Origin of the sequence: Lichenihabitans sp. Uapishka_5 (genome assembly GCF_033947565.1) — a bacterium.
In the GTDB taxonomy this organism is placed as follows: domain Bacteria; phylum Pseudomonadota; class Alphaproteobacteria; order Rhizobiales; family Beijerinckiaceae; genus Lichenihabitans.
In genome coordinates, this window is the sequence record NZ_JARPVX010000081.1 from 1 (window position 1) to 18,188 (window position 18,188).

The 18,188-nt window shown below is 67.3% G+C and carries 14 protein-coding genes and 3 pseudogenes; 15 read left to right on the plus strand and 2 right to left on the minus strand.

Features of this window, described 5'->3' with window-relative positions; all coding sequences use genetic code 11:
• Window positions 1–60: 60 nt before the first annotated feature.
• The 10 genes and pseudogenes from P7D22_RS18940 to pbfA form a co-directional block, all read left to right on the plus strand.
• A pseudogene (locus P7D22_RS18940) lies at window positions 61–945 on the plus strand (aldo/keto reductase); the annotation flags it as partial.
• A 228-nt stretch (window positions 946–1,173) separates the two neighbouring features.
• Window positions 1,174–2,283, plus strand: coding sequence for a Gfo/Idh/MocA family protein (locus tag P7D22_RS18945; protein WP_319935817.1), 1,110 nt, complete (start codon window positions 1,174–1,176; stop codon window positions 2,281–2,283).
• A gap of 468 nt (window positions 2,284–2,751) precedes the next feature.
• On the plus strand, window positions 2,752–3,891 hold the full coding sequence (locus P7D22_RS18950; protein WP_319935818.1) for an extracellular solute-binding protein: 1,140 nt from the start codon (window positions 2,752–2,754) through the stop codon (window positions 3,889–3,891).
• Between the two features lie 16 nt (window positions 3,892–3,907).
• Window positions 3,908–4,777: a hypothetical protein gene (locus P7D22_RS18955; RefSeq protein ID WP_319935819.1), complete on the plus strand. Its 870-nt coding sequence runs from the start codon at window positions 3,908–3,910 to the stop codon at window positions 4,775–4,777.
• Complete coding sequence (locus P7D22_RS18960) at window positions 4,765–5,661, plus strand: ABC transporter permease (protein WP_319935820.1); 897 nt, start codon at window positions 4,765–4,767, stop codon at window positions 5,659–5,661. Before P7D22_RS18955 ends, P7D22_RS18960 begins: the two co-directional genes overlap by 13 nt.
• Window positions 5,662–5,680: 19 nt before the next feature.
• Window positions 5,681–6,736, plus strand: a complete 1,056-nt coding sequence (locus P7D22_RS18965; protein ID WP_319935821.1) for an ABC transporter ATP-binding protein — start codon at window positions 5,681–5,683, stop codon at window positions 6,734–6,736.
• Window positions 6,737–6,932: 196 nt separating this feature from the next.
• Complete coding sequence (locus P7D22_RS18970) at window positions 6,933–8,450, plus strand: sulfatase-like hydrolase/transferase (RefSeq protein ID WP_319935822.1); 1,518 nt, start codon at window positions 6,933–6,935, stop codon at window positions 8,448–8,450.
• Entirely contained in the window at window positions 8,447–9,589 is a 1,143-nt protein-coding gene (locus tag P7D22_RS18975) for a TIGR03364 family FAD-dependent oxidoreductase (protein ID WP_319935823.1), read from the plus strand. The genes P7D22_RS18970 and P7D22_RS18975 overlap by 4 nt, the downstream gene beginning before the upstream one ends.
• Window positions 9,586–10,389, plus strand: coding sequence for a phosphonoacetaldehyde hydrolase (gene phnX, locus P7D22_RS18980; RefSeq protein WP_319935824.1), 804 nt, complete (start codon window positions 9,586–9,588; stop codon window positions 10,387–10,389). Before P7D22_RS18975 ends, phnX begins: the two co-directional genes overlap by 4 nt.
• Window positions 10,386–11,729 carry a (R)-1-hydroxy-2-aminoethylphosphonate ammonia-lyase gene (gene pbfA / locus P7D22_RS18985; protein ID WP_319935825.1) on the plus strand — a complete coding sequence of 448 codons (1,344 nt, stop codon included), beginning with the start codon at window positions 10,386–10,388 and terminating at the stop codon, window positions 11,727–11,729. The genes phnX and pbfA overlap by 4 nt, the downstream gene beginning before the upstream one ends.
• A gap of 333 nt (window positions 11,730–12,062) precedes the next feature.
• Here the strand turns inward: pbfA and chvE are convergent, their stop codons facing one another.
• Window positions 12,063–13,112, minus strand: a complete 1,050-nt coding sequence (gene chvE / locus P7D22_RS18990) for a multiple monosaccharide ABC transporter substrate-binding protein (protein ID WP_319935830.1) — start codon at window positions 13,110–13,112, stop codon at window positions 12,063–12,065.
• A 219-nt stretch (window positions 13,113–13,331) separates the two neighbouring features.
• Between chvE and P7D22_RS18995 the strand changes: the two genes are divergently transcribed.
• The 5 genes and pseudogenes from P7D22_RS18995 to P7D22_RS19010 all read left to right on the plus strand — a co-directional run bounded on the left by P7D22_RS18995 (window position 13,332) and on the right by P7D22_RS19010 (window position 16,433).
• A complete protein-coding gene (locus P7D22_RS18995) occupies window positions 13,332–14,378 on the plus strand; it encodes a LacI family DNA-binding transcriptional regulator (protein ID WP_319935826.1) in 1,047 nt (348 codons plus the stop codon).
• Window positions 14,375–15,676, plus strand: a complete 1,302-nt coding sequence (gene xylA / locus P7D22_RS19000) for a xylose isomerase (protein WP_319935827.1) — start codon at window positions 14,375–14,377, stop codon at window positions 15,674–15,676. Before P7D22_RS18995 ends, xylA begins: the two co-directional genes overlap by 4 nt.
• Window positions 15,677–15,748: 72 nt before the next feature.
• The gene (locus tag P7D22_RS19005; RefSeq protein ID WP_319935828.1) at window positions 15,749–15,928 is read left to right on the plus strand and encodes a hypothetical protein; all 180 of its coding nucleotides are present in this window, start codon (window positions 15,749–15,751) and stop codon (window positions 15,926–15,928) included.
• 24 nt (window positions 15,929–15,952) lie between these two features.
• A pseudogene (locus P7D22_RS23560) lies at window positions 15,953–16,171 on the plus strand (hypothetical protein); the annotation flags it as partial.
• Window positions 16,161–16,433 carry a hypothetical protein gene (locus P7D22_RS19010; RefSeq protein ID WP_336624816.1) on the plus strand — a complete coding sequence of 91 codons (273 nt, stop codon included), beginning with the start codon at window positions 16,161–16,163 and terminating at the stop codon, window positions 16,431–16,433. The pseudogene P7D22_RS23560 and the gene P7D22_RS19010, both read left to right, overlap by 11 nt.
• Window positions 16,434–16,857: 424 nt before the next feature.
• Here the strand turns inward: P7D22_RS19010 and P7D22_RS19015 are convergent.
• Window positions 16,858–18,053: pseudogene (locus tag P7D22_RS19015) on the minus strand (IS91 family transposase).
• Window positions 18,054–18,188 lie beyond the last annotated feature (135 nt).

Consider the following 18,188-nt stretch of genomic DNA (forward strand, 5'->3'; position numbering starts at 1 on the left):
CGCACGTCAGACCGCGCCGCCTGACTGCCGCGTCACCCAAATTCCCGCGTAGCTCAGAAGCAGGCAGCGATTACCTTGATTCGCACTGCCGTGGATCGAGGCGTTACATTCTTCGATACGGCAGAGGTTTACGCGAAGGGGGCCAATGAGGAGTTGGTCGGCGAGGCCCTGGCGCCCGTCCGTGACAAGGTCGTAATTGCCACGAAGTTCGGGTTCGTGCAGGGCGATTTGAGCAAGGGTCTGGACAGTAGGCCGGAGAACATCCGAGCCGTCACCGATGCATCTTTGAAGCGTCTGCGGACCAACCGGATCGATCTTCTCTACCAGCATCGCGTCGACCCCAATGTGCCGGTTGAAGACGTCGCGGGCACGGTCAAGGAGCTGATCGCGGCAGGGAAGGTCGGGCATTTCGGCATGTCCGAAGCTGGCGCGCAGTCGATACGCCGCGCCCACGCGGTACAGCCCGTCGCGGCACTCCAGAGCGAGTATTCTCTATGGTGGCGCGAACCAGAGGGAGAGATCTTGCCGCTCATTGAGGAGCTTGGCATCGGTTTCGTACCCTTCAGTCCGCTCGGCAAGGGATTTTTGACGGGTGCCATCGGTGCCAATACCAGCTTTGACAAGACTGATTTCCGGAACATGGTGCCGCGCTTCTCGGAAGAGAACCGCCGGGCCAACCAGGGCTTGGTCGATGTCATCGGGAAGCTCGCCGCGGCCAAGAAAGTGACGCCGGCTCAAATTGCGCTCGCATGGTTGCTGGCGCAGAAGCCCTGGATCGTGCCGATCCCCGGCACCACAAAGGTGCATCGTCTGGACGAAAACCTCAGCGCAATATCGGTCGAGCTGACTGCAGACGACTTGCATGAGGTCGAGGATGCCCTGTCAGGCATCCCCGTCCAGGGCGACCGCTATCCTGCTCAATTCCAACAGCTCATCAGCCGATGATTGCTCCGAAGGTCTGACCACGTGCCCTCGGGCGAACCTATGATCGACTTTGCCCAGGCAGGCCGCGCGCATGCACCCTCGTGACCGACTGTCCTGGTTGCTATGTCGGCCCGTTCGAGTGCCCCTCCTGAAGCAACCAGCGGGCACTACCTGAGACGTTATCATCCACCGTCGTGCGACGACGTCACCGACTTGGCAGGCCTCGTTGCCTTGGACAGGAAAGCTAACGTGATAGCACATCGTCTTAGAGTTGGTCTTGTGGGCGTACAGCCTGGCAGAAGCTGGGCTGCGCGGGCTCACATTCCCGCATTGCGGTCGCTCTCCGATCAGTTCGAGATCGTGGGTGTTGCCAACACCAGCTTGGCGAGCGCCGAAGCGGCCGCAACCGCGATGAAGCTGCCGAGAGCCTTCGCCGACGTCGCCGAACTGCTGGCTACACCGTCGGTCGACATCATTACCGTCACGGTAAAGGTGCCGCATCACCTCACCATCGTGAAGGCGGCGGTCGCGGCGGGCAAGCACGTCTTTTGCGAATGGCCGCTGGGCAATGGTCTTGCGGAGGCCGAAGAGTTGGCAGAGCTGGCAAGAGCTAAGGGCGTGCTGGGTGTAGTCGGGACCCAGGCGCGCGTCGCCTCGGAGATCGAGTATCTGAAGCAGCTGATCAAGGACGGCTTCATCGGTGAGGTACTGTCGTCCACCCTGGTCGGCCGGGGCGGCGGGTGGGGCGGCGTCATTCCGGACAAAAAGACCAGTGCCTACCTGATGGATGTCGCCAATGGCGCGACGATGTTGACGATCCCTGTTGGACATACGCTCGCGGCCGTCAGGGACGCTCTCGGCGAGGTCGCGGCGCTGTCATCGGTCCTGGCCACGCGGCGCACGACGGCCTTGGTGGCGGACAGTGGAGAAAGGCTTCCCGTGTCGGCTCCGGACCAGGTGCTTGTCAGTGGGGTGCTGGCCGGCGGCGCGCCGATCTCGCTGCATTACCGTGGCGGCATGCCACGGGACGGCGAGGGGTTCATGTGGGAGATCAACGGCACTCAAGGGGACATCAGGATCTTGGGGCCCTTGGGCCACACGCAGATGGTCCAGCTTTCGCTCAGGGTCGCCCAGGGCGACGACAAGGCGTTCCAGCCTCTCGAAGTACCCGCCTCGTTCCGTTCCGGCTGGCCCGAGGATGTCGTGCCGGGGAACGTGGCCCGCATCTATTCCAGGATGGCGAGCGATCTACATGACGGCACGCGCACGGCGCCGAGCTTCGACGACGCGGTTGCGATCCACCGCCTCATCGCGGCGATCGAGACGGCCGCCGAAACGGGACGTCGAACCACACCGTGATCGCGCGAGGGCCAGTTTCCTGCGTCGAAGTTCGTTCCTTCGCCGCGGCACGCTCGACCTGCGAGACCCTGGCGGCTTCAACACGCCGCTCCACCGGTGCAAGATGAAGCCTGGTTCTCCTGGAATGACATCGCCCGTATCTTCATCCCGCATATGTCTGCTTCGGAGAAGCAGCGTTGGGAGCTTGAACAGCCAACATGGGCGCACTACTGCCCGGCCGCTCTATGGCTCGTCCTGGCCGGGAGCCGTCGGGCCGGTTTCTATATGAACTCGACTTAAGCTGACATAGGCCATCGCTGATTGGGGGGGCTGGAGCCATTCGGCCGGTAGCGGTGGGATGGGTCAGCTCGTCATACGAGTTGAAGGCCAGACCGGGCTCCACGGAGCAGACAGGCCAAGGGTTCATGGAGCCGTCGCAAAAACAGTGCAAACGGCGAGTGTAGAACCGCACAGCAGCAGGATCCGGCCATGAGCACCTTTCCCGCCTCGACCCCCGTTCATCTGTCGCGACGCGACCTCCTGGCCGGCACGGGGGCGATCAGCCTGGCGACCGTGCTCGGCGTGTCGCCGCTAGCGCTGCGCACCGCGCTTGCGGCCGACGGAGCCGCCTGGTCGTTGCCGCCCGACCTCGAGGCCGCCAAGGCCGAGGGCGCCCAGTTCCAGTCCTACGGCATGCCGGACAGCTGGGCCAATTACGGCGAGGTGATCGCGAAGCTCGGCCAGCGCTACGGTTTTGCGGCGACCCATACCGACACCGACATGAACTCGCTCGAGGAGATCACCAAGTTCGAGGCCGAGAAGAACAACGCGGTGGCGATCTGCGCCGACATCGGCATCCTTTACGGCAAGGTGGCGGACCAGAAGGCCGTGGTGCCGCCCTACATGCCGCCGAACGCCGCGAAGCTCCCCGCCGGCCTCAAGGGCGACAAGGGCGGCTGGGTCGCGACCTTCACGGGCGTACCCGCCATGGTGGTCAACACCGACGTCATCAAGACCGTGCCGAAGAGCTGGGCCGACCTCGCCAAGCCCGAATACAAGGGCAAGATCGAGACCATCGACGCGGCGGGCGGCGCCGGCACCACGGTGTCGACCTTTATCGCCTGGGCCTATGCATTCGGTGGCAGCGAGAACGACCTCAAGCCCGCGATCGACTTCGCCAAGACCATGGTGGGCCAATACGCTTCGGCCCCGGCCAACACCCAGACGCTCGAAAAGGGCGAGGTGCCGATCCAGATCAAATACGATTTCAACTGCATCGCGGCCGTCAAAGCCTTGAAGGCCAAGGGCGTCAACGCCGCCGTGGTGATCCCGGCTGACGGATCCATCTACGCCCCCTCGGCGCTGATGCTGAACACCTTCAACACCGCCAAGATGAACGTCGCCAAGCTGATGCTCGACTTCGTGCTCAGCGACGAAGGCCAGGCCGCCTTTGCCAAATTCGGCGCCCGGCCGATCCGCTGGGTGCTGGGCGACCTCAAGCTGCCCGACGACGCCAAGGCCAACTGGCTGCCCGACGCCGCCTATGCCAAGGTCCATTCAATCCCCGACTGGTCTAAGGTCGACCTGCAGAAGGTGGTCGCAACTTATCGCGACGAGGTATCCGGCTGAGCTGCCGGAGGGGCTTGTGCCACGCTCCTCCCTTAGAGCACGGCTGGTCGGCTTGCTGGCCGACTGGTCGCTGGCGCTGCCGCTGATCGCGGTGGCGGGCGTGATGCTGGTCACGCCCATGCTGGCCATGATCGTGGCCAGCGTCACGACCGACGACGGCACGTTCACGCTCGACAACTGGACCAAGACCTACCGCGCGCTGTCGGCACAACGCGCGGTGCTGAACACCCTCGGGCTCGCCGCCACCGTCGCCACGATCGCGCTCGTGGTCGGCGCGCCCTTGTCCTGGGTCGTGTCGCGGCTCACGCGCCTCAATCGCGCAATGCACATCGGCATCCTCAACGTCGCGACAAACTTTTCAGGCATCGGCCTCGGCTTCGCCTATGTGGCGACGCTCGGCGCCTTCGGCATGGTGACGCTTCTCATGCGGCGCGTCGGGCTCGAGGCGAGTCCGCCGCCGCAGGCTTCCTTCTGGGGCCTCGTCATGGCCTATGAATATTCGAACGTGCCGCTGTTCGTGCTGTTGTCCCTGCCGGCGATGAGCCTGCTGCGCGACGAATGGTGGGAAGCCGCGCAGACGGCGGCCGCGACCCGCCTGCAGTTCTGGCGGCACATCGGCTGGCCGATCCTCCGCCCGTTCCTGCTGGCAGACTGGCTGCTGATCTTCACCTGGTCGGCCGGCATGTATGGCGTGCCGGTGGCGCTCGAAGGCGACCGCCCGGCCGCTTTCCGGCTTGTGACGGTGGAGATGTATCGCTCTCTGTTCGGCTCGCTCTTCGGCGAACGCCGCATGCCGGTCTTCGCGGTGTCGCTGATGGCGCTGGCCATTCTCAGCCTGCTGGCCTACCGGGGCATCACGCGAAGCGGTAACCGATGGCTGACCTGACGAGCCAGGCCTTTGCGGCCGTCGAGGCCCCGCTTGCCCCCTCGCGCCGGCTCGGGCGCTGGCGCGCCGCGATGCCCCGCGGCGGGCTGTTCGCTGCCCTGCTGCTCGCGGCGGCCGTGCTGTACATCCTTGTCCCGATGCTGGCGGTGCTGCTTTACAGCGTCGCCACGCGCTGGACCGCCAACATCCTGCCGGACGGCTACACGCTCGCCCATTGGGCGGATGGGTTTGCCGACGCGCGGTTCCGCACCGTTCTGGGCCGTAGCCTGGGGCTGGCAGTCGCCACGGCGGTGCTCGACATCCTGCTGGTGGCGCCGGCCTGCTATTGGCAGCGCGTCCGCAACCCGCGCATCCGGCCGATCCTCGAGCTCCTCGCCGCCATCCCGTTCGCGGTGCCGATCGCCGTGATCGCCTTCGGGCTGCTGCAGGTCAGCGGCCAGATCGTGCCGGCCCTCCAGGGCACGCCCTGGCTCCTGCTGCCGGCCCATATGGCGGTGGCGTTTTCGTTCGTCTATTGGTCGATCGACGCTTCCATGGCGGCCGCAGGCGTCGTGGGCCTGACCGAGGCGGCCCGCACCTGTGGGGCGGGCCTTGGCGCCACGATCTTCCGGGTGATCGTCCCCAATGTCGGCCCAGGCCTCGCGAGCGGCGCCATCCTGGCATTTGGAGTCAGCTTCAACGAGATCGCGCTGGTGCAGATCCTCGCTGGGGATCGCTTCGAGACGGTTCCGCTCTACACCCTGAACCTCCTCAAGAGCACGGACGCGGATTTCAACGTCCTGGCCGTGATGACCGCCGTGAGCTTCGCGATCACGCTCCTGTTGTCGGCCGGTGTGGTTTTCCTCAACCGCAGCGTCGTCGACAAACGGCGCGCGAAAGCATGACCCGCCAGGATCCCCACCCGTGAGCACCATCGCGATCCAGAACGTGTCGAAGCGGTTCGGCGACAAGCTCGCGCTCGACGGCGTCAGCCTCGACGTGAAGTCGGGCGAGATGATCGCGCTGCTGGGCTCGTCGGGATGCGGCAAGACCACCCTGCTGCGTGCCATCGCGGGCCTTACCCCGCCGAACGACGGGCGGATCCTGTTCGACGACCGCGACGTCACCCACCTGCCGACGCGCCGGCGGCCCATCGGCATGGTATTTCAGGGGTATTCTCTGTTCCCCAACATGACGGTTCGGCAGAACATCGCCTTTCCGCTCAAGGTGCGCGGGCAGGATGCGCGTGCGATCGGGCGCCGCGTCGACGAGCTCCTGGCTTTGATCGGCCTTGCGGCCCATGCGGATCATCACCCGAACCAGCTTTCGGGCGGCCAGCAGCAGCGCACCGCGCTGGCCCGCGCGCTGGCGCCCGACCCCGCCGTGCTGCTGCTCGACGAACCGCTGTCGGCGCTCGATGCCGTGGTGCGGCTGCACCTACGCGACGAGATCCGCCGCATCCAGCAGGCGATCCGCACCACGGCGCTGCTCGTGACCCATGACCAGTCCGAGGCGCTCGCGGTGGCGGATCGCGTCGTGGTGATGCGGGCGGGACGCATCGAGCAGGTGGCGGCCCCGAATGTGCTCTACGACAAGCCGACGAGCGGCTTCAGTGCCGGCTTCATCGGCCAGCGCAACGCCCTCGACCTGCCGGTGCTGGACGGCCGCGTGCGCTTGTGCGGCACCAGCGTGCCGGCGCCTGCGGTCGACACCGCCCGCGCGCTCGTGTTCCTACGGCCCGAAGACGTACACCGCATGGACGCGGGCGCCGGCCGCCGAGCCCGGGTCGAGGCCCGCATCTTCGAGGGGCGCACGACGCGCTTCTATCTGAAGGTCGAGGACGAGGAGGGCGCGCTCGATCTCAAGGCCGACTGGCCGAGCCGCGACGTAGAGGGCCTGGCGACCGGTGACACCGTTCATGTCGGCATCGACCCGCGCGACGTTCATGTGTTTCCGGCCGCGACCCGGGCCACGCCATGATGGGTCCTGACTTGGCGCTGGGGATCGGCAGCGTGCCGCTGGTCACTGCCCACAACACGCGTCACCCTCATTCCGGACGCAGCGAAGCGGAGACCCCGAACCGGGGCGTCCCGTCGCAGGCAGGGGGCTCCCCGGTTCCGGGTTCGGCTGCGCCGCCCCGGAATGAGGGTGCAGAGGACGGCCGCTGGGATACGCCATGACACGCCCAAGCATCCTGCTCATCACCGCGGACCAGTGGCGGGGCGACCACCTCGGCTGCGCCGGCCACCCTTTCGCGGTGACGCCGAACCTCGACGCCCTGGCGCGCGAAGGCACGCGCTTCGCCCGCCATTATGGGCAGGCCTACCCCTGCGCGCCTGCCCGTGCCGGGCTTGTGACCGGCCTTTATGCCCACAACCACCGGGTCATCTCGAACGGCACGCCACTCGACGCCCGCCACCCGACGCTTTTCACAGCATTGCGGCGCGCCGGCTACCGTCCGACGCTGTTCGGCTACACCGACACGGCGCTCGACCCACGCGGCCGCGCCCCGGGCGATCCCGACCTCGGGGACTACGAGAACGTGTGTCCCGGCCTCGCGGTCGACACCTTGCTGACCGAGCGCGCCACGCCATGGCTGGCCCACCTTGCGGCGCGCGGTCACGCCATTGCGGATCCGGATGCCGGGCGAGACGGGATCTATGCCCGTCGACCGTTCGGCGAGCCGACAGCATTCGCGGCCGAAGAGTCGGAGACGGCCTTCCTGACCGATCGCTTCTTGTCCTGGTTGTCAGTCGCGGGGGCAGAGCCTTTTTGCGCGCACCTGTCCTTTATCGCGCCTCACCCGCCCTTCGCAGCGGCGGCACCCTGGGCCGGGCTGATCGATCCCGACGCCGTCACGATGCCGATCGGGGGCGGCGCGGTCGAGGCAGGCCAGCACCCGCTTCTGGCGGCCTTGCTGGCGCGAACCAACATGGCCGGCTTCGCGCCCGGTCTCGCGGGGCTGGCGGCGCACGCCGACGCACGGACGATCCGCACCGTGCGGGCCACCTATGCCGGCCTCGCGGCCGAGGTCGACCACAATATCGGCCGGATCGTCGCAGCCCTGAAGGCGGCAGGCCGGTGGGACTCGACCGTGCTGGTCTTCACGGGCGATCACGGCGAGCAGCTGTTCGATCATGGGCTGCTGGGCAAGACCGGCTACTTCGACCAGTCGGCCCACGTGCCGCTAATCCTGCGCGACCCGCGCCCCGAAGCCGACCTCGGACGGAACCGCACCGTTGCGCAGTTCACCGAAAGCATCGATGTGATGCCGACGGTGCTGGCTCTCGCGGGGCTCGATCGGCTCGACAATGCCGACGGGGAAAGCCTGCTGCCGTTCTGCCGAGGCGAAACCCCGCCCGGCTGGCGTGACGAAGCCCATTGGGCCTTCGATTTCCGCGACCCGCGCGGGCGACACTTCGAAACCCTGTTCGGCCTGCCGTCGGAGCGATGCAACCTCCAGGTCCTGCGCACCGATCGGCTGAAATACGTGCATTTCGCCGGCCAGCCGCCCGTCCTGTTCGACCTGCACGACGACCCGGACGAGACCCGAAACTGCGCCGCCGACCCGGGCGCCCGCGCGCTGCTGCTCGAAGGACTCCACCGCATGATGACCTGGCGTCTCGGACATGAGGACCGTGCCCTGACGCGTTTCGTCTGCCGTGGCGGGACGATGACGGAGCATGCGCGATGAACTGCGTCGGCTACGACCTCGCCGTCGTGGGGGCCGGCATCTGCGGCCTCGCCCATGCGCTGGCGGCAGCCCGACATGGTAAGCGGGTCGTGGTGATCGACCGGGACGCGCAAAACAACGGCGCGTCCGTGCGCAACTTCGGCTTCATCACGGTCACGGGCCAGCAGGAAGGCGAATGTTGGCGTCGCGCCATGCGCAGCCGTGACATCTGGGCCGAGATCGCACCCCAGGCGGGCATCGCGGTGCTGCAGCAGGGGTTGCTCACCGTGGCGCGCCGCCCGACCGCCCGGGCGGTGCTGGAAGAGTTCTGCGGCACCACCATGGGCCGCGACTGCCGGATGCTCGAGCCAGCCGAGGTGTCGGCGCGCTACGACGGGCTCCGGACGGAGGCCTTCGCGGGCGCGCTCCATTCGCCGCACGAATTGCGGGTCGAATCGCGTGATGCCATCCCGCGCCTCGCTGCCTTTCTGGCCGAGCGGCATGGGGTGACGTTTTTGCGCGAAACCGTGGTCCATGCGGCCGGGCCGCCGCGCCTCGACACCAGCCGTGGACCTATGTGGGCGAACGCGGTCGTGGTCTGCCCCGGCGACGATTTTCACACCCTGCACGCCGACCGGCTCGCGACCTACGGGCTGACGCGCTGCAAGCTCCACATGCTGCGGCTGCGGCCTGAGCGCCACGATGCGCGCCTGCCCGCGGTGATGTCTGACCTCGGCCTCGTGCGCTACCTCGGCTATGCCGAGCGGCCCGCCGCGGCGGCGCTCAGGCGCGAGCTCGAAGCCGAACAGGGCCCGCACCTCGATAACGGCGTCCACCTGATCGCGGTGCGCTCGGCCGACGGCAGCCTCGTGGTCGGGGACTCGCACCATTACGCGGCGACGCCCGACCCCTTTGCGTCGCGTGCAGTCGACGACCTGATCCTCGACGAATACGGGCAGGTCTTCGCCGGGCCGCCCCCCACCGTCGTCGAGCGCTGGATCGGCACCTATGCGTCGGCGCCCAACCGCCTGATGCTGGTCGACCGGCCGTCCGACGCGATCCGGGTCGTGGTGATCACCAGCGGCACCGGCGCCAGCACTTCCTTTGCCATTGCCGAAGAGGTGGTGGCCGATCTGTTTGGCGGAGACCGACCCCGATGAAGCACGTCAAGGCCGTAATATTCGACTGGGCCGGCACCGTGGTGGACCACGGCTCGCTCGCCCCGATGGGCGCCTTCGTCGAGACCTTCGCGGGCTTCGGCGTGGAGCTCAGCATCGACGAAGCGCGCGGCCCGATGGGCATGGCCAAGCGCCCCCACATCGCGGCCCTGATGGCGCTACCCCGCGTCGCTCAGGCCTGGGCGGAGCGACATGGCCATCCGCCGGGTGAGTCCGACATCGATACCGTCTACGCGGTCTTCGTGCCGAAGAACATCGCGGTCGCGGCCCAATTGTCCCAGATCATTCCCGGGGCGGCCGCAACCGTCGCCGCGCTCCGGGTCGAGGGTGTGAGGATCGGCTCGACCACCGGCTACACGCGGGAGATCATGGCCGAGATCCTGCCGCAGGCGGCCCAGCAGGGTTTTGCGCCCGACAGCCTGGTCTGCACGGGCGACACCGCGGCCGGGCGCCCGACGCCGCTGATGATCTATCGCACGCTGCTCGACCTCGGGGTCTGGCCGGCCTGGAACGCCGTCAAGGTCGACGACACGGAAGTCGGCATCGCCGAAGGATTGAACGCCGGCTGCTGGACGGTCGGCGTCGCGGTGACGGGAAACGTGTTCGGTTTGTCGGCATCCGACACCGCCGCCCTGCCGCCCGACGACTTCGCTCGCCGCCGCGCCGCCGCCATCGCCAGGCTGACGGCCGCCGGCGCCCATTACGTGATCGACGGCGTCGCCGACCTCTTCCCCGTCGTCACCGCCATCGAAGGGCGGCTCGCACGCGGAGAGCGGCCGTGAGCGACACGATCGGGGCCAGCGAGGGCGACACCAACGCGTCGCCGCTGCGGGCCGCCTGGCGGGCGACGCTTTCAGACGATACGCGGGCGCTGCTCGATGCCGACGAGCGGGCCTTTATCCGGCAGTCGCTGTCGACGCCCTGCCTCGACGTGATCGAGCACGCCGAAGGGGCCTGGCTCGTCGATGTCGAAGGCCGGCGCATCCTCGATTTTCATGGCAACAGCGTCCACCAGCTCGGACACGGCCACCCCCGCGTCGTCGCGGCCATCAAGGCCCAGATCGACCGGCTGCCGTTCAGCCCGCGCCGTTATACCAACCGTCCGGCGATCGATCTCGCCCGCCGTTTGGGTGAGGTTGCGCCGGGCAACCTGACAAAGGTGTTGTTCGCGCCGAGCGGCGCCGCCGCGGTCGGCATGGCGCTGAAGCTGGCCCGCTATGCCACGGGGCGACACAAGACCTTGTCGATGTGGGACAGCTTTCACGGCGCCAACCTCGACACGATCGCGGTCGGCGGCGAGGCCCTGTTCCGTCGCGGCCTCGGCCCGATGCTGCCGGGCGCCGAGCATCTGCCGCCCCTGCACCTCGCCGAACGGTTCTTCGGCCCCGACCGGCCCTATGAGCGTTATGCCGATTACGTCAATTACCTGCTCGAGGTGCAGGGCGACGTCGCGGCGCTGATCGCCGAGCCGGTGCGCTGGACCACGGTCGAGCCGGCACCGCCGGACTTCTGGCCGCGGGTTCGAGACAGCTGCACCCGCCATGGCGCGCTGTTGATCTTCGACGAGATTCCGAGCGGCCTCGCCCGGACCGGCACGCTCTGGGCCTGCGAAGGCGTGGGCGCCACGCCCGATATCCTGGTGATCGGCAAGGGGCTCGGCGGCGGCATCATGCCCATGGCGGCTATCCTCGCCGACCCGCGTCTCGACTGCGCGCCCGAGGCGGCGCTAGGCCATTACACGCACGAGAAAAGCCCCGTCGGCTGCGCGGCCGGAATGGCGGTGTTGGACGTGATCCGGGACGACGACCTCGTGGCGCGCTCCAGGAACCTCGGGGCACGAGGCCTCGAAGCCCTCGAGGCCTTGCGGCAGCGGCACCCCACAATCGGCGCGGTCCGGTCCGTCGGGGCCTTCTTCGGCCTCGAGATAGCTGGGCGGACCCGCGCCGAGGCCGAGGCGATGGCCGATCGGCTACTCTACGCCTGCCTCGCCCGCGGCCTCAGCTTCAAGGTCGGAGCCGGCACCGTCGTCACGCTTTGCCCACCCCTCACGATCGCGGATACGGAGTTCGACGCCGCCATCGGAATCCTGAACGAAGCCCTTTTGGCCATTGCACCCGCATAAGGTGACGGAACGTCACCGCAAGCGTCAGGGCTCCTGCCGGGTGCGAAACTGTCCGAGAACGAGCTGGCACTGCGTCTCGCGTACCAGTCGCGGTCTGGTGCAAGAGGCGCTGATCCGGCTCAGCGAACACGGGCTCATCGATGCCGAGCGTTTCATCGACTTCGACGCAGCGCTTTGAAGTGCAGCCGACATCGGGTGATGGCACCGCGGGCGAAGCTTTGGTCAAACCGGCGTAAACGCGTGACATTCCGCGATTGCCGCGGCACCCGGATTGGGCTTGATCCCGCCCGAGCGACCAAGCGGTCGGCCAGGCGGGAGACACGGGGCGGTGTCCTACAAGCCGAGCTGCTTCGACGTGTAATAGCCGCTGTCGACGAGGTCCTGCCTCCAGTTCGCCTTGGTGACCAGGACCGGATTCAGCAGGTAGGTGGGGACCACTTTGACGCCGTTGTCGTAGGTCTTGGTGTCATTGACCTCCGGGGTCGAACCCGTCAGCAACGCATCCACCATCGTGGCCACCACCTTGGCGAGCTGGCGGGTGTCCTTGAAGATCGAGGACGTTTGTTCGCCTGCCTCGATCGCCTTGACGGCCTGCACCTGGCAGTCCTGGCCCGTCACCACCGGCAGCTTCATGCTACCTGTGCCATAGCCGACACCCTTCAGCGACGAGATGACGCCAATGGCGATGTTGTCGTTCGGTGCCAGCACCGCATCGACCTTCTTGCCGGTGTAATAGGCGCTGAGCAGGTTATCCATGCGGGATTGCGCGGTGGCCGCATCCCACTTCGGCGTCGCCACCACCTTCATGCCGACTTGGCCGCTTCCGACCACGAGCTTCTTGGAATCGAGGTACGGCTGCAGTACCGACAAAGCGCCGTTGTAGAAGAAATAAGCGTTGTTGTCGTCGGGTGAGCCCCCGAACAGCTCGATGTTGAACGGCCCCTTGCCGTCCTTCAGGCCGAGCGAATCCGCGATGCTGGTACCCTGCAGGACGCCGACCTTGAAATTGTCGAAGGTGGCGTAATAGTCGACGTTGGGCGAGTTGCGGATCAAGCGGTCGTAGGAAATCACCTTGACGCCGCGCTCGTGCGCCTTGGCGAGAACGTCGCTCAACGTCGTGCCGTCGAGCGCCGCGATGATCAATACCTTGGCGCCGCTGCTGATCATGTTCTCGATCTGGGCGACCTGGTTCGGGATGTCGTCATCCGCATATTGCAGGGCCGTCCCGTAGCCCTTCGACGCGAGCAGCTTCACCATATTGTTGCCGTCGTCGATCCACCGCTGCGTCGTCTTCTCCGGCATCGAGATGCCGATCAAACCCTTGTCCGCTGCGCGGGCCGTGTTGGCGCCTATCGCCGTCGCCATCGTGCCGGCGAGCGCCATGGCGCCGAAGCCTCGTCTCGTAATCATGCGTTGCACTCCCAGCATCGCGCAGCTCGCGTTGACACGGCCACGTCGTACGGCTGAGGCTAGCGTGATGAGGTACGTACCGCAATAGGCCCGATCAACGAATTAGTGCTGTTTGATCAGTCGATCTCATACCCGTCGTGTAGTTCTGAAAACGCTTGCGTCGATGTCGATGATGACCGTACCTCTGTTGTAATGAAAAGCGTTGAACATGAGCGTCCCGCAACGGCAGGCGATGTGGCCGCGGAGGCCGGGGTGAGCCTCGCCACCGTGGATCGCGTCCTCAACGGACGCCCAGGCGTACGGGCCGCGACCAGCAAGGCGGTGCAGGAGGCAGTGCAGCGGCTTGGCTTCAAGCGGGACGCGGCGGCTGCCAGCCTCGCGCGCCGCCGTCGCTACCGCTTCGGCTTTCTTGTGCCGGCGCTGACCGAGAATAGCTTCATGCAGGCCGTGCGTCGCGAGATCGAAGCCGCGGCGCTGCGCGGCCTCGACCAGCGCATTGCCGTCACCTTGCTGGATTACGCCGCCTTCGATCCGCTCGCCCTGACGCGTCGCCTCGATGCCTGCGCCGAAGCAGGCCTGATGGGTGTCGCCCTGGTGGCGGTGGATGCCCCGGAGGTGCATGACGCGGTGGCCCGCCTGATCGCGCGGGGCGTTGCCGTGGTGACGATCGTTTCCGATGCGCCAGCCTCCCTTCGCGCCTGCTTCGTCGGTCCCGACAACGCCGCGGCGGGTCGCGTCGCCGCGTCTCTGCTCGGGCGGTTCGTCGGGCCGCGTCAGGGCCACGTGCTGACGGTCGCGGGGCGCATGACCTTGCGCGACCACGCGGAGCGCCGGCTCGGCTTCGCCCAGGCGATGGCGCGCGACTTTCCCCACCTCACCCTGCTTCCGGTTGCGGAAGGGCTCGACGACCGCGCCGTCACGAAGCCGCTGGTCGCGGCCGCGCTACGCGATGTGCCCGACCTTGTCGGGGTTTACAGCATGGGAGCCGGCAACCGCGGGATCGTGGCGGCGCTCGAAGCGGCAGGGCGGGCGCGAAACGTCGTGGCGGTCGGCCACGAGCTGACGCCCTTCATGCGCGAGGCGTTGCTCGGGGGCACCTTCGACGCGGCCATCAACCAGGACGCAGGCACGGAGGTCCGCCGCGCCGTGCAAACCTTGAAGGCCCTGGCCGACGGGCAGGCCGCCTTCAAACCCGACCCCATCCGCATCGAGATCTTTCTCAAGGACAACCTGCCATGACGACGCCGTTCTCCGACCTGCCCACCGTCCGTTTCGAAGGCGAGGCGACCTTGAACCCGCTCGCCTACCGGTTCTACGATCCCGAGCTGATCGTGCTCGGCAAGCGGCTGAAGGAGCATCTGCGGCTGACGGTCTGTTATTGGCACAGCTTCGTGATGAACGGGGCCGACCCGTTCGGAGCGCCGACCATCATCCGCCCATGGATGGGCGGCACGGACCCCATGGCGGCGGCCCGCGCCAAGGCGGATGCGGCCTTCGACCTGTTCCGCGCCCTCGACGTACCGTTCTATTCCTTTCACGATCGCGACATCGCGCCGGAAGGCGACAGCCTCGCCGAAACGCTGAAGAACACGAGGGTCATCGGCGACTACCTGGCCGAGAAGCAGCAGGCCTCGGGCGTCAAGCTGCTGTGGGGCACCGCCAACCTGTTCAGCCACCCGCGCTTCATGGCGGGGGCCGCCACCAACCCCGATCCGGAGGTGTTCGCCTGGTCGGCCGCCACCGTGAAGACCGCGCTCGACGTCACCCACGCGCTCGGCGGCGCCAACTACGTCATGTGGGGTGGCCGTGAGGGCTACGAGACGCTGCTCAACACCGACCTCAAGCGCGAGCTCGATCAGATGGGTCGCTTCTTGAGCCTGGTGGTCGATTACAAGCACAAGATCGGCTTTTCAGGCCCGATCCTGATCGAGCCAAAGCCCAAGGAGCCCACCAAGCACCAATATGATTTCGACGCCGCGACGGTTTACGGCTTCCTCAAGCACTACGGGCTCGAAAACGACGTCAAGCTCAACCTCGAGGAAAACCACGCCATTCTGGCCGGCCACACCTTTGAGCACGAGATCGCGGTGGCCAACGCCTTCGGCATCCTGGGCTCGCTCGACATCAACCGGGGCGACCCGCTGCTCGGCTGGGACACGGACCAGTTCCCTAACGATGTGCCGCAGCTCACCCTGGCGCTTTATGAAGTCATCAAGGCCGGCGGCCTGACCACGGGCGGGCTGAACTTCGACGCCAAGCTCCGCCGCCAGTCGATCGAGCCCGACGACCTGCTGCATGCCCATGTGGGCGGCATCGATGTTTGCGCCAAGGCGTTTTTGCAGGCTGCCAAGCTCTATGAGGGCGGCCAGCTCGCGACCAATCTCCGTGACCGCTACGCGGGATGGGACCGGGGCGGCCACGCGGCAGAAGGCGCGACGCTGGAGGAGATCGCCGCCGCGGCCGAGAACCGTGCGATTGACCCGCGCCCCCGCTCAGGCCGGCAGGAAAAACTGGAGAACGTCGTCAGTCTCGGCTAATGGCGGTGATGACTGGGCCGAGGGATAAGCCGACAACAAGGCTTCTAATGACGGCTATGAACAGGATCCAAGGTGGATCACGATAACGACCGCCCTCAGCCTTCCTTCGCGCCGCACCTTGCCCTTGACGCTCTGGCGGCTGTTACCTACAGCGCCGTGTTCTCGGATATCTGCGACGCCATTGGTCTGCGCGAGCAGACAGTGTCACCGGGTATGCTGCCGCTCGGGGGCGGCGGCACGCTCATCGGCTAGGCGCGCACGCGCTCAGCGTGCCGGTTGAGGCCCCGCCGGAACGCCACTACGGCGGCGAGATCGACTTCATCGACGGCCTCCGCCCCCGGCGATGTCGCGGTAGTCGACTGTTCCGGCCGACCGGTGGCCGCGTGGAGCGAACTGTTCTCGACCGCCGCAAAGGGGCGCGGCGCCCGTGGCGTCGTGGTCGACGGTATGATCCGCGACCGCCGCAAGATCGTGGAGCTCGGCTATCCAGTCTACGGCCGGGGGCACCGCCCCACCGACAGCCTTGGGCGGGTCCATCGTGGAGGTCGACGGGACCGTGCGGCTGGGCGGCGTCCCCGTCGCGGCTGGCGACCTCATCATCGCTGACGAGGACGGCATCGTGGTCGTGCCGCGCCGACATGCCCCGCGCGCCGTGGAACTGGCCATCGCCAAGGCGGCGACGGAGAACAAGGCTCGCGACCTACTGCTGACCGGCGGCAAGCTCGCCGACGTTTGGGAGCGCTTTCGAGTGCTGTGATGCTGAGCGATCTTCGCTGGGCATCTTAATGGCTGACTTGCGCCGAAGGTGTCATCGGACCGGAATGGCCGAGATGGTGAAGGGTTACGGACGCCGGTCGGCTCCGGCCGCGCGTCTTGGCTTATGGCCGGCGTCGGTAAGCCGCCCATGGACGAACGCGCGGGGGTCGCCCTGCACTATGGGGATTTTGAGGAGGCGGCGAGATCGCGAAGGCGCCGCGGCCAGCCCAGGCTGACACTGTTCTGGTGCGGCAAACCGGTCGGCGGTCTCTCTGGAGGTCTGATCGAGGCTCGCCGTCGACGTTGTCGGGGCGATGACGCCATCCTGGGCTCGCTGCAGTCGACGCCAGCCTGCCTGGGTGCGAGCCTGTCCGATGGCCGAAGCGACGTCGCTTCGGCCCTGTGCTTGCTCTGGCCGTGCCGGGTCACGACGTCCTCACCCGGATCTCCATCGATGCGGGGGTGGAGCCCGGGCGCGGGCCACGCCTCCGAAGCTCTCGATCACGAGCATACGACCGCCGCAACAGGGGCACGCCGCGTGTCGATGCTTGGGTGAGGGAGGCTCCTTCGTCACAGAGGACGCAGGGGCGGCGAGCAGCTCCCGGGCGCGGGCGATATTGGCCTTGCGATTGCCCGTGGCGAGCAGGCCGTAGTGACGGATGCGGTGGAAGCCCTTGGGCAGGACGTGCACGAGGAAGCGTCGGATGAACTCGTCGATGGACAGCGCCATGGAGCGGTGGCGGGCGTCGCCGTCGCGGCGGTAATCCTTGTATCGGAAGGTGACGCCGGCCTCGTCGAGCGAGATCAGGCGCCGGTTGGAGATGGCGACGCGGTGCGTGTAGCGGGACAGGTAAGCCAGCACGGCCTCGGGGCCACCGAAGGGCGGCTTGGCATACACGATCCACTTCTTCGTCCTTGATGGCGCTAGTGCGCGTTCGAACGCATGCGGATCGTTCAGCCCGGCCCTGTCGCCGAAGAAGCGGAGCCGACCCGCGGCATGGAGCGCGAGCAGGCCGGTGAGGAACAGTCGGCGGAACAGCTTGCCGAGCACGTGGACGGGCAACAGGAAGGCAGGCCGCGACGACACCCAGCGCGTGCCGTCGAGCGAGATGCCGCCGCCCGGCACGATCATGTGGACGTGCGGGTGGTGGGTCAGGGCCGAGCCCCAGGTGTGAAGCACGGCCGTGATGCCGATGCGGGCGCCGAGGTGGCGCGGGTCGGCGGCGATCGTCAGCATAGTTTCCGACGCCGCCCGGAACAGCAGGTCGTAGACCGCGGCCTTGTTGGTGAAGGCGATGTCGGCGATCTCGGCCGGCACCGTGAACACCACGTGGAAGTAGCCGACAGGCAGCAGGTCGGCCGCCCGCGCCGCCAGCCAGTCGCGCGCGGTCGCGCCCTGGCACTTGGGGCAGTGCCGGTTGCGGCAGGAGTTGTAGGCGACGCTGGTGTGGCGGCAGCCCTCGCAGGCCTCGACGTGGCCGCCGAGCGCCGGGGTGCGACAGGTCTCGATGGCCGACATCACCTTGAGCTGGCCGAGGCTGACGTGGCCGGCCTGGGCGGCGCGCCAGGCCGCACCGTGCCGGCGGAAGACGTCCGCGATCTCCAGCGCGGGACGCGACACCGGATCAGGCCCCGGTGTCGGTGCCCTCCATCAGCAGCTTGAGGCGTTCGAGCGGGCTGGTGACCGCCCGGATGGTGCGGGTGGCCACGCGGGCGTAGAGCGCGGTCGTGTTAAGCTTGGAATGGCCGAGCAGCA

Coding starts and splice junctions, on each gene's coding strand:
- P7D22_RS18950 (WP_319935818.1), top strand. CDS start 2,752: ATGAGCACCTTTCCCGCCTCGACCCCCGTTCATCTGTCGCGACGCGAC.
- P7D22_RS18960 (WP_319935820.1), top strand. CDS start 4,765: ATGGCTGACCTGACGAGCCAGGCCTTTGCGGCCGTCGAGGCCCCGCTT.
- P7D22_RS18970 (WP_319935822.1), top strand. CDS start 6,933: ATGACACGCCCAAGCATCCTGCTCATCACCGCGGACCAGTGGCGGGGC.
- P7D22_RS18975 (WP_319935823.1), top strand. CDS start 8,447: ATGAACTGCGTCGGCTACGACCTCGCCGTCGTGGGGGCCGGCATCTGC.
- phnX (WP_319935824.1), top strand. CDS start 9,586: ATGAAGCACGTCAAGGCCGTAATATTCGACTGGGCCGGCACCGTGGTG.
- chvE (WP_319935830.1), bottom strand. CDS start 13,112: ATGGCGCTCGCCGGCACGATGGCGACGGCGATAGGCGCCAACACGGCC.
- P7D22_RS18995 (WP_319935826.1), top strand. CDS start 13,332: ATGAAAAGCGTTGAACATGAGCGTCCCGCAACGGCAGGCGATGTGGCC.
- xylA (WP_319935827.1), top strand. CDS start 14,375: ATGACGACGCCGTTCTCCGACCTGCCCACCGTCCGTTTCGAAGGCGAG.